The organism is Pseudomonas sp. GV105 (genome assembly GCF_003058185.1).
Taxonomy (GTDB): domain Bacteria; phylum Pseudomonadota; class Gammaproteobacteria; order Pseudomonadales; family Pseudomonadaceae; genus Aquipseudomonas; species Aquipseudomonas veronii.
In genome coordinates, this window is record NZ_QBUF01000004.1 from 422,041 (window position 1) to 435,259 (window position 13,219).

Sequence of the window (13,219 nt, forward strand, 5' to 3'; positions counted from 1 at the left end):
AACCAGAATGGAACGCTACGCCGAATTTCCCGTGCTGTTGTTTTCCTACGGCACCCTGCAGGACAAAGCAGTCCAACTCGCCAACTTCGGCCGAGAACTGGCAGGCCAGCACGATGCCATGTTGGGCTACTCGAAAAACTGGGTAGAAATTACCGACCCGCAAGTGCTGGCCACCAGTGGCAAGACCCACCACCCGATCGTCGCGCCGAGCACCGAACAAGGCGCCAGCGTTGAAGGCATGGTGTTTCAGATTAGCGAGCAGGAGTTGGCGGCGGCGGATGCGTATGAAGTGTCCGACTACAAGCGGGTCAGCGTGGCGCTGGCATCGGGCCTCACGGCTTGGGTGTATGTGCAAGCCTGAACGACGGGCGATTGATTTCAATCTGTTACAGGAGCGTTTAGAGTATCGCCCCCGAGAATTGAATCTCGGGATTCAGTCCATGGAGTTACTCAGTGAAGTACGTCAGTAAAGTGGTTGCAGCAGCAGTTCTCGGTTTCACCCTCGCCGGCTGCACCGGCACCGCCATCAAATCCCCGCAATACGACAGCAGCCAATACACCGTGCTGGGTCACAGTGAAGCCAGCGCCACCGGCATCATGCTGTTCGGTGTTATCCCGATCGGCCAGAACAGCCGTTTCGTCCGCGCCCAGACGGCTGCCATCCAGGCAAAAGGTGGCGACGCGCTGATCAATACCGAAGTCCAGGAAAAATGGTTCTGGGCTTGGGTGCTGAGCGGTTACACCACCAAGATCTCCGGTGATGTGGTCAAGCTGAAAACTGCACACTAAGCCGGACGTTGCTCTATTTGCGCGGGATTTAACCTGAGCAAGCGACGTATCATGGGCCAACCTTTCGAGGATGGCCCATGAACCTCAGTATCCTTTACGCACTCGCCGCCGCCGCGCTGTTCGGCGCCAGCACCCCGCTCGCCAAAAGCCTCGGCCTGGGCCTCTCGCCCGTGCTGCTCGCAGGCCTGCTTTACCTCGGCAGCGGTGCCGGACTCGCCATCGTGCGCCTGATCCGCGATCGCGGCTGGACCCCCACCGGCTTGACCCCCTCCGAATGGCCCTGGCTGCTCGGCGCCATTGCGTTCGGCGGCATCCTCGGGCCCGTGGCCCTGATGTTCGGCCTGACCCGCACCTCGGGCGCCACCGCGTCGCTGATGCTCAACCTTGAATCGGTATTGACCGCGTTGATCGCCTGGCTCGTGTTCAGGGAAAACGCAGACCGTCGCATCGTCCTCGGGATGATTGCGATTGTGCTGGGTGGCGTGGCGTTGTCATGGCCCCAAGGCGGCGCCGACAGTCACGATTGGACCGGGCCGCTCGCCGTGGCGGTGGCCTGCCTGTGCTGGGGCATCGATAACAACCTGACACGTAAAGTGTCGGCCTCGGACGCATTGTTTATCGCCGGCGCCAAAGGCTTGATCGCGGGCGTGGTCAACTGCAGCCTGGCGCTGTATCTCGGCGCGCAGATCCCCGGCCTGGCGCAGCTCGCGCCGATCTTGCTGGTCGGGTTTCTCGGCTATGGCATCAGCCTGGTGCTGTTTGTGCTGGCCTTACGCGGGCTGGGCAGTGCGCGTACCGGCGCTTATTTCTCTACCGCGCCGTTCCTCGGCGCCGCGCTGGCCTTGCTGGTGCTGGGCGAGTCGGTGAACGGCGCGTTCTGGATTGCAGCAGCGCTGATGGCCGCCGGGGTGTGGCTGCACCTGACCGAGCGCCACGCCCATGCACATCAGCATGAGGCGACGGAACACGGGCATCGGCATGTCCACGATGAGCACCATCAACATGAACACCCGTTCGAGTGGGACCCGGCGATGCCGCACAGTCACGTGCATACCCATAGCCCGATCAAGCATAGCCATCCACATTTTCCGGATATTCATCATCGGCATCGGCATTAAAGGCTTGACCCGATAGCCACAGCCTCCCATCGAGCCTGCTCCGCTACCACCCGATTACGCCCGCTTTGCTTGGCCTGATACAAAAGCTGATCAGCCCTCTCCAGCACAGCGGATATCGAATCGCCACCGGGATGCCATAGCGCGACGCCCAGCGAAACGGTGATGTGCCCGACCGTTTCGATGTTGGCGGCATCGATCGAGGCACGCAGTCGCTCGGCGACATCCGTTGCAACCTGAAGCGAACTATTGGGTAACAACAATACGAACTCCTCGCCACCGACCCGACAAGGCAGGTCGTTGGACCGAGAATTCTGCTGCATGAGCCCCGCAATGGCGCGCAGCGTTTCATCGCCCACACCATGGCCAAACGTATCGTTCACGCGCTTGAAGTGATCGATGTCCATGGACACGACCGCGAACGCTTTGTCAGCATCCTGCCAGCGCAACAGAACGTCCTGCATCGCCCGGCGATTGGCCAGCCCGGTCAACACATCGGTTTGCGCTTGCTGGTTGAGTTTGCCGATCTTTTCCTGCAGCAGGGTGGCGCCGAGCAGCAGCGCTCTGCGAATCTGCCAGCTTTCGAAATAGCGCGTCGGGATTGCGCTGATACGTTCGTAGCTGTCCGGCGAATCCAGCCGTTTGGCGCAATCGGCAAGCCTGGACAACGGCACCGAAATTCGCGCGCCCAGCCACCAGATCAACACGATTCCGAACAGCGCCAGCGGCGCGATGCCCTGCGCCACCTTGGCCATGGTGTGTCGCAGGATGGCTTGGATGTTATCGAGCGGCTGCTGCGAGATCACCCCCCAACCGCTGATGGGCACCCTGGCGAAACCGGCGAGCATTTGCACGCCATCGGCATCTATCGCCTGCAATGTTCCCCCGTCGTGACTGAGCGCCGCGTCGTCGATCAACCCCTTTCCAGCGACTGTCCCGATGTGCTCGGGATCGGAGTGATAGAGCACCCGGCGGGCGCTGTCGACAAGATAGACATGCGCCCCGTCCTTGCGCACATTGGTGTCCATCAGCGCCTGGAGCGTATTCCTCTGCTCAAGTCGGACACTGCCCCCGATCAGCCCCAGGTACTCTCCTTTCGCGTCGAATATGGGGTGGCTGACAAAGACCACCAGATTGCCTGCCATGGACTTGAACGCGTTGCTGATTATCGGCACGCGAAGGCTGAGAGGCTCGCGGTGTTGCAGCGTGCGCCCATCGAGGTGGAGGTTTTCGGGAGCCGAGGCAATGATTGTCCCCGTCGCATCGGCGATCAACACGGAGTTGAAACTGGCGTCTTGCCCAAACAGTCGCTGGGCTTCCTCCGTCAAATTCTGCTTATCGCCAAACGCTTTGCCAATGACGAACGAACTGTATTTCAATTTATCGAGGTCGGAATTGAGTACCTGCTCCACACTCCGGGCGATCCGAGAGGCGTAGGCCTTGTTCACTTCCAGCGCATTCTCGATCAACTCCTGCTTCTGAATCGTGAACGTCACCCAAAAACTGTTGGCCAGGGTTGCGATTGCCGAAAGCATTACAAAGATAAGAATCAGAATACGAAGGTTGAGTTTCGGCTTCGGTCGGGTGGTCATATTACGCAGTCCGGATGGGCGGAAGAATTGCAAACGATTCGATGCAGGATGAATCGTCCTTGTTTTCGCAGGCACCTCTTCGACCATCGTTGACCGAAGCAGCCCGTTTAACCAGCCTGGAAGCCCACCTGCCAATTCTGAACGCGCCGAGCGGGCGTGTCCGAAGGCTGACGGAAAAAAACAGCGTCAGTCCCACATTGGGCCTATATGGCCTTTTTTTCAGCCGCGAGAAACCACAAACCCCCGACTTTCACTAGGAAAATCAGGGGTTTGTGTTTGCAGAATGTGGCGGTGAAGGAGAGATTCGAAAGTACCCGCGAGCGGCATCCTATACACACCCCCCCCGGTTTACAAGGGCTGCAGCCCTGCTGCTCTTGGAAAAAATGGGTATCGCCAGTCCCATGTCAGTCCCATGGGTTTTGCGCCAGGTTGGTGCGAGAGAAGACAAGCACTGCATCTGCACCGATTTATATTGAGGAATGGGAAAAGGTAATTTTGGTAATGTTCTGCGAAAAATCGGATAAACCCTAATAAAATCAAGTAGTTGATATAGTTTTATAGAGGTAATAATTAGGTAAGTAAGTGGTTAGAAAATTACTTTCAGAGCTAGTAATGCCAGTCAGCCGCCAAACCCAGTAAAATGGGGACTTGAACAAAATATTACCTCTCTCGTTACCTTATATTACCCTCCAAGGTAATGGCTGAAAGCCACGCTCCATAAGGGCTTCAGCCCATTCTGACTTATCGATTACTAAAATTACCCTTTTCCCATCCCGCGCCTGGAAAATAGCCATGCGCCCATCGTTTCGGCGTTTTTTTCACACGCTCTTGATTGGTACTGGCGGCCTAAAATTGATGGTGATGCCGTGAAATGCCTCAGAATGCTGGAAACCCAGACAGGCTGGGCCTTACAGTCGTTTTTGCGTAGGGTTCGAGAGCGGCGGGTTGGCCCCTGATATAAACGGTTCCGAAAACGAAAACACCGCTTGCTGCAGGTTTTCACAACCATAGTCCCCGTAAACCGGGCACCTCGCCTGGGTGACCACTCCCCTGCCGCCCCGTGACGCATGTGCGAGACCACTGCATTTTTTTGCAAAGCCTTGCACTCTGTGCAATTGCGAAACAGCCCCCAGACCCCGCAGCGGGCTTGGGCGGGGGCACCGTTTGCACCCCACTCCCCGTTTGCACAAAAAAGGGACACAAAGCCCGTCGGCGGGAGGGGGATAAGTGCTTTTTCATCTGTTTTTTTCTTGCGGGGATGATTTTTTCAGAAGACCGTTTGTAAACCCGAGAATTCCACTCAGGTAGGGCACCAGATGTAAGCTTCTGCCCATAGGACCAAGGTCGGAGAGAGCCAGAGGGCCCTGCAGGAGCGCTCTTGCGCGCTATATTTGTTAGCGGTTCTTGGCAACGATAAAGCGTTGTGTAACGCAAAAGGGAGCAAATCAGCGCCCTTTATCATTTGAGAAAAAGGAGCTACCTTCGTTGTTAATTAACATCAAGATGTACTGCAGAAGGGTGATATGACAGAGTTTCTATATCGTTTTAGATCAGTAGATCGACTTCTTGGCAATAGCGAGCGCACTGGCGAACTCGAAGGGCAATATATTTACTTTGCTTCTCCGGAACAGCTCAATGACCCTCTTGAAGGATATCGCGAGCTTTATTTCTCCGGAGACAAAATCGTATGGAATTGTCTTTTCAAGTATTATATTCGCTGCTTGGCACTCAGGAGCGTTCAATACCTTGTAGGTCGAAACATTTCAGATATCCCCTTTCCAGTTATTTCCTCACTAAAACATGTACCGACTGAAGTTTCCGAAAAAATAAATAACACCTCAGAAATTTTTTTAAATAACAAAAACACAATAAAGTTTGTAGAGCATCTTTCGAAATCGGAAAAAAGAGTAACAAAACATGAACTCCTCATCCATCTAAGATCTATACATCTCTATGCATTCCATCTAGTCACAAAGATGCTTGCGGATATGGGCCTCGTGCCGCACGACACTAAAATTTTGAAAATGACTGAAGATGAATGCTTACGGTCTTCAACTGCGCTTTTAGCAGAAACAAAAAATCTCGATGGCTCTGCATACGAAGTTGCGATTTACGCTGCGGACGGAAACCAATTCCTGAGAAATTACTCTATTTACAAAAGTGGCGACAGTTCGAACTGGCACAAAATAACGTTAAACTTTTCTGATGACTTTATAGAGAGTCTCAGAGAACTTACGCATGAGAAATGGTATACGGCTTGCTTTATGGATTCCTGCTCAAATTCGTCTATATGGGGTTCATATGGGGATAATCATGCAGGTGTTTGTATGAAGTTCAAACCGACCACTGGCAATGAAAGAGAAAGCCTCCCGTTTCATATGCCTATTGGCGTAGGTTCCAACGGAGACATCTGGGGTGATAGGACGCTTAGTTTTCATAAGGTGAAGTATGAAGGCGAATCACCCGAGCTGGACTTTTTTAGAACCATAGGTATTTGCTCTCGACGAGATCTCGAGGAAAATTGGTACTCCGACACTGATGGTAATATTAGTACGTGTGCAGACGTGCTTCGAGACGAAGTTGAATGGCGAAAAAACTACTGGGATAGACGTCAAGAAAGCATTACTACCAAGATGCCTGACTGGATAAGCGAAAACGAATACAGATTAATCTTGGAAAGCGGGCTCTCTGTCTATGATAGTGGAAAGGGCAGATGTTTAAAATATGACTTCAACAGTTTAGAAGGGATCATATTTGGCATAAAAACTCCCGCCGAGGACAAGTACAAAATCCTTGAAGTGGTTGAGGCTCTTTGTGACAAGCATCAAAGAGAGGGCTTTCAATTTTACCAGGCGTACCATGACACAGAAACAAAAACCATCAAGTACAGACCACTAATCAGCGCTAGCTGTGACAAACCGGAGGAGATTCAGTCTGTACATGACTAACCTGTTAAGGTTCGCGTTATTGACGACAGCTGAGTTGCTTTCATGTGAGCAGAAGTAAAGAATGTTGCGTTATTTGGCGGAGGACTAGAGGCGTGAACGTGGGCAGCCAAATTCAAATTCATTTGGTCTACCAAATCTATGAGTTCACAAAGAATCTGTAGGGCGTTCACGCTCTCCGATCCCAGCCATGTCTTGGGCGCCACCAAACGTTGGCTGACAGCCGCCATGCTTTTGCGCAGCCCTTCAATCCTTTCCTCCATATCGCCACCCACCGTGGCGTTATGCCTCTGCCCCACCACCAGGTTCAAGTCCCGCCCGGTCGCCTGGTGCAGATCATCCACCGCCGCCAGGCTCGCAGACCCACCCGACAACAGCTTAAGCGCGCCGAGCGCCTCGATCGTCTTGATCCCACCCACTGACTCTGTGGAATGGTCATCCACCGTCCTGGTGTGATTCTGGAACGTCTCGTTGTTGCCCATCGCCTCCACTTCCCGCTCGATCGCCTTGTCCCGGATCTTGCCGTCAGTCTGGCGCAGCCAGTTGCCATCCGCGTCAACACGCTGCTGACAGGCTTCGCTGTGCTGCCACACCTGGTCGCCTTTCGGAACGCTGGGCATGCTCAGGCCATGGGGCAGAATGGTTTGGATATAAGGCTTGTGCGGTAGGCCGTAGGCAAAGCACACCACAACTTGGGTGCCCTCTTCCGGGAAGGCATAGATGCCCATCTCTTCGCCACCGGTGGGCAGCGGCAACGGCACGCCGGCCAGGATCGGCAGCTTGGTGTCTGGCTCGCCGTCGGGTCCCATGACCTCGATGTCGACCGCATAGCGCGGCCGGAAGTCGTCACAGATGCCGGCGCCGGCCGGGGCATCGGCCACGGCGACAACCCGGGCAAAGCGTGGCAGGTGGTAACCGCCGGTGAGTTCGGGGAATTGTCGTTCTACGCTGCGGCGGATTGCGTCGTCCATCGGATGGCCATCTGGTTGTCGATGAGCGCCACACTGGTGATGCGCTCGCCGTGGTTGATCGTTGCACCTGGTCGCAACCCGGGAAGGGCTGCAATCATTGCGCTTTGGTTGCCCTGGTAGCCGTCGAACAGCTCCACCGGCAGTTGCAGCGGCGAGCGAACGCCAAAGAAGCTGTCGGCCCAACTGCCCACGAACACTTCGCCGTCACCCTGCTGTTGCCAGATAAAGTCGGAGATGTTGAAAACCCGGGCCAGGCTGTCCATGGCTTGGTATCCGGCAGCCAGGCTGTAGAAGAATGGCGCCTTGACCCCGGAGTAAGGCCGTTCCGGGACGCGAAAGCGAAGGCCGGTGTGCTGGCTGATCTCGACCAGGACGGCGCGCAGGTCGACGTGGCGCAGGTTCAGCGGCAGCGGGTTGGCCAGGATCGCGGCCAGCTCGCGGCAGAACAGCACCTGCTGGGTGCTGCTGGCCGTGGTGGAACGTTCGACGTAGCCAATGAAGTGTCGCTGCAGCGTGCTGTCGTTGTAGCCAATATCCAGCGTCACCAGCCCTTTGACCGGCGCTGTAGCTTGAATGGTGAACGTCGCCCGACCGGGGCTTTTTGCATCCAGCCGGACTTCGTTTTTGACCAGGACGTAGGGCTTGCCGTTGATGGCCAATTCCTTATGCAGCTTCATGCCTTGTCACTCCCGCCCAGCCAGCCATCCACCTTTTTCAAAGTGGCTTCAAACCCGGTCAGTTCCTCGGGTCCGCTGCTGGGATCGGCTCCCCCACCGCCGCCGCCCACTGCCCCACCCGGGCCGGACTGCGCGGTAACCGCGTTGCCCGATCGCCGGCCCTCGACTTTCTCAGGGTTGGACAGTTTCTCCGTCAGGGTGAACTGGATCAGCCAGCCGCGCAGGTTGTCGTCTTCCCGGGCACTAACGCCTTCGGTGAACGTCACCTGGAGGCAACACGCCGGCGACTGTCGCCCAGGCAAAACGCTTGATTGCCATCATCGAATACGAAATCCAAGCCGGCACCTTTGACTACGCCCGGCACTTCCCCAACTCCGCCAGGCTGGAGGAGAACACCTTCGGTCACTATCTGGACTTGTGGTTACGAATCAAGGCCAACAGCGTGGCCGCATCCAGTTACCGAGGCTACGCGAACAAGGCCGAAGTGCATGTGCGTCCGCGCTGGGGCAAAGTCCAGATCAACGCGATCGATCACCTAGACCTGCAGGAGTGGATTCAGGGCCCACTGTCCAAAACCCTCAAGAACAAGACCATCCGCGACATCATCAGCAACGTGCGCCAGGTGTTCCGGCTCTACCGCACACGGATGAAAGTCGCCCACGACCCCACCGAAGGTTTGATGGTGCGCCTGCCCGATCCAGAGGCACCGGACCCGTTTACCCGAGCAGAAATCAAGCAGATCCTGGAAACACCGACCCCCCGCACACAGGAGCTGTTAATGGTGCAGTTCATGATTTGGGCCGGCCCTCGGGTTTCCGAGACCATCGCTCTGGCGTGGGAGGACGTCGATCTGGCGCAAGGCACGGTAACGTTTCGCCGATCGAAGGTGCGCGGCGCTTATCGAGTGACAAAAACCCGTCGATCGATGCGCAAGGTTCGTCTGCTGGCTCCCGCCTGGGATGCCTTGCGTAAGATCGATGCACTGACACGAAAGAGAAAGGCGGAAACCGTAGAGGTCGTTGAGCGGGACAACAAAACGGTACGCCGGCACACGCTGCACTTCGTCTTTGTGAACACCAAAAGCGGCTTGCCACACGCCAACGACTTTATAGTACGTGACCGTTTCTTTAAGGCTCACTTGCTTGCAGCTGGGGTTCGCTACCGTGGGCCTGGCCAGTGCCGGCACACCTATGCCAGTCAGTTGCTGACGACGGGTATTGCCTCAATCGATTGGATCGCCGAACAGATGGGGCACACCAACGGCAATATGATCCGTCAGCACTATGGGACGTGGATCAATGAGGACGGGCCAGATGTGGTGGGGATGCTGCAATTGGCCCTAAAGCTATCGCCGGTCACAGCTCAACACTGAATCCCGTAATACCCACCGCCTCGGCAAAACGGCCCACGGCTGTCAGGCTCGCCCAGGTGCGAACGGTTCACGCCGGAAGCGCACCGGGACCAAGCGAGCCGTGGGACCGCCCAGGCGGATAGAATACGTCCACTTATGGTTATCGCCGACAACGCGACCCACGACCGCCTCATGGATCGCGCATTGGCCGACCAGGGCTTTCAGGGTGTCCGATTGAATTGCCTCTCCTATCATGGCTCCAGCTCCGCCAGGCGAAACATGGCGACCTTATCGAAGTTGACGTATAGCGCCTCGATCGTCGCGTCATTAAAGGCGCCGGACGCCTCCAGACCTTCGATCAGGCTTTCAGCGCGGTCGAGCCATACGTCAACGGTGCCGCTGTCCTCGGCGCGCTCGATGCAGGCCCGGTGTTGGTCGACGTATTTGTGCGCCTTGGGTGGAAGGTTGAGCGCGGCCAGCGACTGGGCGCCCTTCATGCTGGCACCTGTGGCACTGCGCGCAGCAGCTTGGCCAGCTCGCGCCAGGGGTAGAGCGTGAGTTCGCTGGCCAGGGCGCAGCCGTCGCCGTGGCGAAACGGTTGAGCGGCGTCCCGGGCGTACTGCCTGGCACTGCAACCGGCGCATAGCAACATATTGGCGTCCAACACCCAGGTGGTCGACCAGGCATTCAGGCCATTGTCCAGCCGATACGTGGCCGCGTTACTGTCACGCGCACTCAAGGCAGCCACCGAGAATCGTGCCCTCTTTCCAGGCGCAGCTTCAACTCTTCGGCCTGCTCAAAAGTCTGTATGCCGGCAGCCGTTAGCCCCGACAGAAAACCACGCAAGTAGTTGAGCTGTTCCATGAGGCAGGGGTCTTTCAGAGTGCGAGCGCGGTAGTCTTCTAACTCGGCCCGCAGGTGCGGTAGCACGGCGCCCGGATCGGCCAGCGCAATCAGGTCATCGAAATACTGATTAACTGCCGCAATAGCAACAGGCTCAGTCAACGGCCCGGATTTGTTCATGATGATTCCTTTTCGAGCGAGTGGTAGGAACTGCGTGAAACCACTGTAGGGGGGGCTGGTGTGCCAGTCCAGGGGTTGTGGTTTCCGCCGGCACACAAAAAGGCCCCCGCACCGGGCTTAGGTGTGGGGGCCTGTTGAACATAAGCGGCGTTATTCGAATCCTACGTTCAGTCAATCTGTACTCAACGGTCGTGATAGCCCCCTTGAGGTCATACAGGAAAAAAGCTTAACCTCCGGAGATCGCGCCTTAGCGGTGACGCGTCCCTCACGTCGACAAGGATTCATTAACGGAAGCTCGGATTCATAGTTACGTACTCCGTTCAAGGAAGTATCGAAGGCTACCTACACTGCGTTTGTGTTCTACGATGGATTTATGACAGTGCCGTCCTCGGTACGCGCTACCCACATACCGTTCTCAACGGTGAAATTGAAAGTCTCCATGGAATTTAAAGTCCACTGCCTCGGGCGACCCAGCCATTTTATGTGTTCATCCTCAAAATCGCTGCTGAAATCGATCTCTCGCACGGTATGTGACTCAGCTTGGCGTTCCGTAACTTCAATTGCACGGACATCGGAAAGCCGCAGGCATGACTGTGCTACTGACTTTTGAATCGCAATGTTATCGGAGCGCGAGGTGTGTGCAACCGATGGATATATAACGGCTCCAAGAGGCCGCCCTTTAATCAGCTCAGGAAGACCCAAGACGTTACCAGTTGACAATTTCTCGGTAATAGCGGCAGTCAGTTTGTACTGTGCTGAAAATGTCTCATGAATAGGTTGAGCGAATCGCGTCTCAAAAAACGTTTCAATTTTTGAGAAAGCGAAGTCCTCTTCCATTCCCTCACCTGCACCCGGTGGAATTCGAAAGCAAAAAAACTCTCGATCAACGATCCAGCTTGATAGATAAACTATATTGCCAACGTCCGCGTTTAGTTCGGAGAATACTGCAGCGATATCTACACTTGCATAGAACATTGGTTTGCCGGGACCATTGCAACGTTGAAAATTGGTCACAAGTTCAGCGGGTGGACTACCTAAATAACTCACTTCACTGGGCCGTTCGGAGTAAATTACCCCACGATAAAGCGTGGTTCCTACAGGCAAAGATTGCACCTTCATAGGAGTGCCCTTGATCAATATCCCCACCTGAGTCAGGAGATGTTCATAATCGATAGCAGTCAGATCGGCACGATTCAGCGAAGTGACTATTTCACGTATTTTAGTTGTGCTCGTGCGTTCAATAGTCATAGATCAGCATCATTAAAAAGGCGAAGTGGTAATCTTATTCTGATTGGCAAAATGAATGCCAATATTCCTGTTCAGACTGTAATTCACTCGTAGCTCCCTGCAACGAACGCTCACGAACCGTCATCCCACCACCTGCATCCTTGCCCTATTTGGCAAAAAGCAGTCGCCAAAAAATACTGGCCAGCGTCTGTCCGTGATCGAAGGTAGCCACAATATTGGCGAGCCGATTGTGGGCAGATGAACTGCACCCGAACGCTCAGTCATTGCCTCTACTTTCGGCACCAAAATAGCGCACCAGTCCCATGGTGGTCCCATGGGGCTATTTTTTAGACGCCAAAAACCACAAACCCCCGACTTTCTCGAGGAAAATCAGGGGCTTGCGTTTATTCAATTTGGCGGTGAAGGAGAGATTCGAACTCTCGATACAATTTCTTGTATACACACTTTCCAGGCGTGCTCCTTAAGCCACTCGGACACTTCACCGTATCTCGTCAAACCAGTTCAGTCTGTCGAGGCGCGCTAATGTAGTCGAAAGACTTGCTGATGGCAAAGGTTTTTTTCAGAATTTTCATGCGGTTAGACCGGTATTCCGTGACGGGCCAGGCGAGGGCGATGATTCTGCCATTCTCAGGCATCGACGGCACGCGTCTGGGACGGTTGCTGCGCCCTGCCCCAGGCGGTTTACCGCCGGGTATAGAGGGAAAGCCTGACTGGCCAGTCAGTCACAGCGCTTTACCAGGCCGGGCGTGGTGAGTAACGTCTGCGCATGCACCTCTATAACAAATCCTACAAGGAACCACGTCATGAGTGAGTTGATCTCCTACCACCTGGAAGACGGTATCGCGACCCTGACCTTGAGCAACGGCAAGGTGAATGCCATTTCTCCGGCGGTGGTCAGTGCATTTAATGAAGCGCTGGATCAGGCCGAGAAGGATCGGGCGGTGGTGATCATCACCGGAACGCCGGGGATTCTGTCGGGTGGCTATGATTTGAAAGTGATGACCGCCGGTCCTAAAGAGGCGATCGGCCTGGTGACGTCGGGCTCGACGCTGGCGCGGCGCCTGTTGGCGCATCCGTTCCCGGTGATCGTCGCGTGCCCTGGGCATGCGGTGGCCAAGGGCGCGTTCCTGCTGTTGTCGGCGGATTATCGGATCGGGGTCGAGGGCCCGTTCAGCATTGGCCTGAATGAAGTGGCGATCGGCATGACCATGCACCATGCGGGGATCGAATTGGCGCGCGATCGTCTGCGCAAGTCGGCGTTTCAGCGTTCGGTGATCAACGCCGAGATGTTCGACCCGCTAGGCGCATTGCAAGCCGGTTTCCTCGACAAGGTGGTGGCGCCAGAAGCGTTGCACACCGCGGCACTGGAAGCAGCGCGGCAGTTGAAGAAGCTCAATATGAACGCCCACAAGCAGACCAAATTGAAAGTGCGCAAAGCCCTGCTCGAAGCCTTGGACGAAGCAATCATCCAGGACCAGGGCCATATTTTGAGCTAAGCCGCCTGCATG

General features: G+C 55.6%; 12 protein-coding genes, 1 tRNA gene and 3 pseudogenes. 6 read left to right on the forward strand and 10 right to left on the reverse strand.

What is annotated here, in order from left to right; translation table 11 throughout:
- The first annotated feature begins 7 nt into the window (after positions 1-7).
- From C8K66_RS10390 to C8K66_RS10400, 3 genes are all read left to right on the forward strand, one after another.
- On the forward strand, positions 8-361 hold the full coding sequence (locus tag C8K66_RS10390; protein WP_046382402.1) for a gamma-glutamylcyclotransferase family protein: 354 nt from the start codon (positions 8-10) through the stop codon (positions 359-361).
- A 92-nt stretch (positions 362-453) separates the two neighbouring features.
- Complete coding sequence (locus tag C8K66_RS10395; protein WP_046382401.1) at positions 454-789, forward strand: hypothetical protein; 336 nt, start codon at positions 454-456, stop codon at positions 787-789.
- 77 nt (positions 790-866) lie between these two features.
- Positions 867-1,907 carry a DMT family transporter gene (locus C8K66_RS10400; protein WP_046489348.1) on the forward strand — a complete coding sequence of 347 codons (1,041 nt, stop codon included), beginning with the start codon at positions 867-869 and terminating at the stop codon, positions 1,905-1,907.
- On the opposite strand, the gene C8K66_RS10405 is transcribed toward C8K66_RS10400, so the two are convergent.
- On the reverse strand, positions 1,904-3,496 hold the full coding sequence (locus C8K66_RS10405; RefSeq protein WP_108524777.1) for a sensor domain-containing diguanylate cyclase: 1,593 nt from the start codon (positions 3,494-3,496) through the stop codon (positions 1,904-1,906). The two genes, C8K66_RS10400 and C8K66_RS10405, sit on opposite strands and share 4 nt — an antisense overlap.
- Positions 3,497-5,019: 1,523 nt before the next feature.
- Here C8K66_RS10405 and C8K66_RS10410 point away from each other — a divergent pair.
- The gene (locus C8K66_RS10410; protein ID WP_108524779.1) at positions 5,020-6,444 is read left to right on the forward strand and encodes a DUF2971 domain-containing protein; all 1,425 of its coding nucleotides are present in this window, start codon (positions 5,020-5,022) and stop codon (positions 6,442-6,444) included.
- On the opposite strand, the gene C8K66_RS10415 is transcribed toward C8K66_RS10410, so the two are convergent.
- From C8K66_RS10415 to C8K66_RS10425, 3 genes and pseudogenes are all read right to left on the reverse strand, one after another.
- A complete protein-coding gene (locus C8K66_RS10415; protein ID WP_108524781.1) occupies positions 6,441-7,412 on the reverse strand; it encodes a hypothetical protein in 972 nt (323 codons plus the stop codon). The two genes, C8K66_RS10410 and C8K66_RS10415, sit on opposite strands and share 4 nt — an antisense overlap.
- Positions 7,385-8,089, reverse strand: a complete 705-nt coding sequence (locus C8K66_RS10420) for a hypothetical protein (protein ID WP_108524783.1) — start codon at positions 8,087-8,089, stop codon at positions 7,385-7,387. The genes C8K66_RS10415 and C8K66_RS10420 overlap by 28 nt, the downstream gene beginning before the upstream one ends.
- A pseudogene (locus C8K66_RS10425) lies at positions 8,086-8,358 on the reverse strand (DNA-binding protein); the annotation flags it as partial. The pseudogene C8K66_RS10425 and the gene C8K66_RS10420, both read right to left, overlap by 4 nt.
- Here C8K66_RS10425 and C8K66_RS10430 point away from each other — a divergent pair.
- Positions 8,355-9,461: pseudogene (locus tag C8K66_RS10430) on the forward strand (tyrosine-type recombinase/integrase); the annotation flags it as partial. The pseudogenes C8K66_RS10425 and C8K66_RS10430 sit on opposite strands and share 4 nt — an antisense overlap.
- Here C8K66_RS10430 and C8K66_RS31245 read toward each other — a convergent pair.
- From C8K66_RS31245 to C8K66_RS10460, 6 genes and pseudogenes are all read right to left on the reverse strand, one after another.
- Positions 9,445-9,695: pseudogene (locus C8K66_RS31245) on the reverse strand (hypothetical protein). The pseudogenes C8K66_RS10430 and C8K66_RS31245 overlap by 17 nt on opposite strands.
- On the reverse strand, positions 9,692-9,937 hold the full coding sequence (locus C8K66_RS10440) for a hypothetical protein (RefSeq protein WP_108524785.1): 246 nt from the start codon (positions 9,935-9,937) through the stop codon (positions 9,692-9,694). The pseudogene C8K66_RS31245 and the gene C8K66_RS10440 overlap by 4 nt, the downstream one beginning before the upstream one ends.
- Positions 9,934-10,179, reverse strand: coding sequence for a hypothetical protein (locus C8K66_RS10445; protein ID WP_132849941.1), 246 nt, complete (start codon positions 10,177-10,179; stop codon positions 9,934-9,936). Before C8K66_RS10445 ends, C8K66_RS10440 begins: the two co-directional genes overlap by 4 nt.
- Positions 10,176-10,463, reverse strand: coding sequence for a hypothetical protein (locus C8K66_RS10450; RefSeq protein WP_108524789.1), 288 nt, complete (start codon positions 10,461-10,463; stop codon positions 10,176-10,178). Before C8K66_RS10450 ends, C8K66_RS10445 begins: the two co-directional genes overlap by 4 nt.
- A 360-nt stretch (positions 10,464-10,823) precedes the next feature.
- Positions 10,824-11,711, reverse strand: a complete 888-nt coding sequence (locus C8K66_RS30545; RefSeq protein WP_132849942.1) for an RES family NAD+ phosphorylase — start codon at positions 11,709-11,711, stop codon at positions 10,824-10,826.
- 393 nt (positions 11,712-12,104) lie between these two features.
- Positions 12,105-12,194: transfer RNA gene (locus C8K66_RS10460), tRNA-Ser, on the reverse strand.
- Between the two features lie 320 nt (positions 12,195-12,514).
- On the opposite strand from C8K66_RS10460, the gene C8K66_RS10465 reads away from it, so the two are divergent.
- The gene (locus tag C8K66_RS10465; protein ID WP_108524793.1) at positions 12,515-13,207 is read left to right on the forward strand and encodes a crotonase/enoyl-CoA hydratase family protein; all 693 of its coding nucleotides are present in this window, start codon (positions 12,515-12,517) and stop codon (positions 13,205-13,207) included.
- Positions 13,208-13,219: the final 12 nt, after the last annotated feature.

What these genes read in the sequence shown, in the direction of transcription:
- C8K66_RS10390 (WP_046382402.1), top strand. Translation starts at nt 8, where the DNA reads ATGGAACGCTACGCCGAATTTCCCGTGCTGTTGTTTTCCTACGGCACC.
- C8K66_RS10400 (WP_046489348.1), top strand. Translation starts at nt 867, where the DNA reads ATGAACCTCAGTATCCTTTACGCACTCGCCGCCGCCGCGCTGTTCGGC.
- C8K66_RS10405 (WP_108524777.1), bottom strand. Translation starts at nt 3,496, where the DNA reads ATGACCACCCGACCGAAGCCGAAACTCAACCTTCGTATTCTGATTCTT.
- C8K66_RS10410 (WP_108524779.1), top strand. Translation starts at nt 5,020, where the DNA reads ATGACAGAGTTTCTATATCGTTTTAGATCAGTAGATCGACTTCTTGGC.
- C8K66_RS10415 (WP_108524781.1), bottom strand. Translation starts at nt 7,412, where the DNA reads ATGGACGACGCAATCCGCCGCAGCGTAGAACGACAATTCCCCGAACTC.
- C8K66_RS10420 (WP_108524783.1), bottom strand. Translation starts at nt 8,089, where the DNA reads ATGAAGCTGCATAAGGAATTGGCCATCAACGGCAAGCCCTACGTCCTG.
- C8K66_RS10440 (WP_108524785.1), bottom strand. Translation starts at nt 9,937, where the DNA reads ATGAAGGGCGCCCAGTCGCTGGCCGCGCTCAACCTTCCACCCAAGGCG.
- C8K66_RS10450 (WP_108524789.1), bottom strand. Translation starts at nt 10,463, where the DNA reads ATGAACAAATCCGGGCCGTTGACTGAGCCTGTTGCTATTGCGGCAGTT.
- C8K66_RS30545 (WP_132849942.1), bottom strand. Translation starts at nt 11,711, where the DNA reads ATGACTATTGAACGCACGAGCACAACTAAAATACGTGAAATAGTCACT.
- C8K66_RS10465 (WP_108524793.1), top strand. Translation starts at nt 12,515, where the DNA reads ATGAGTGAGTTGATCTCCTACCACCTGGAAGACGGTATCGCGACCCTG.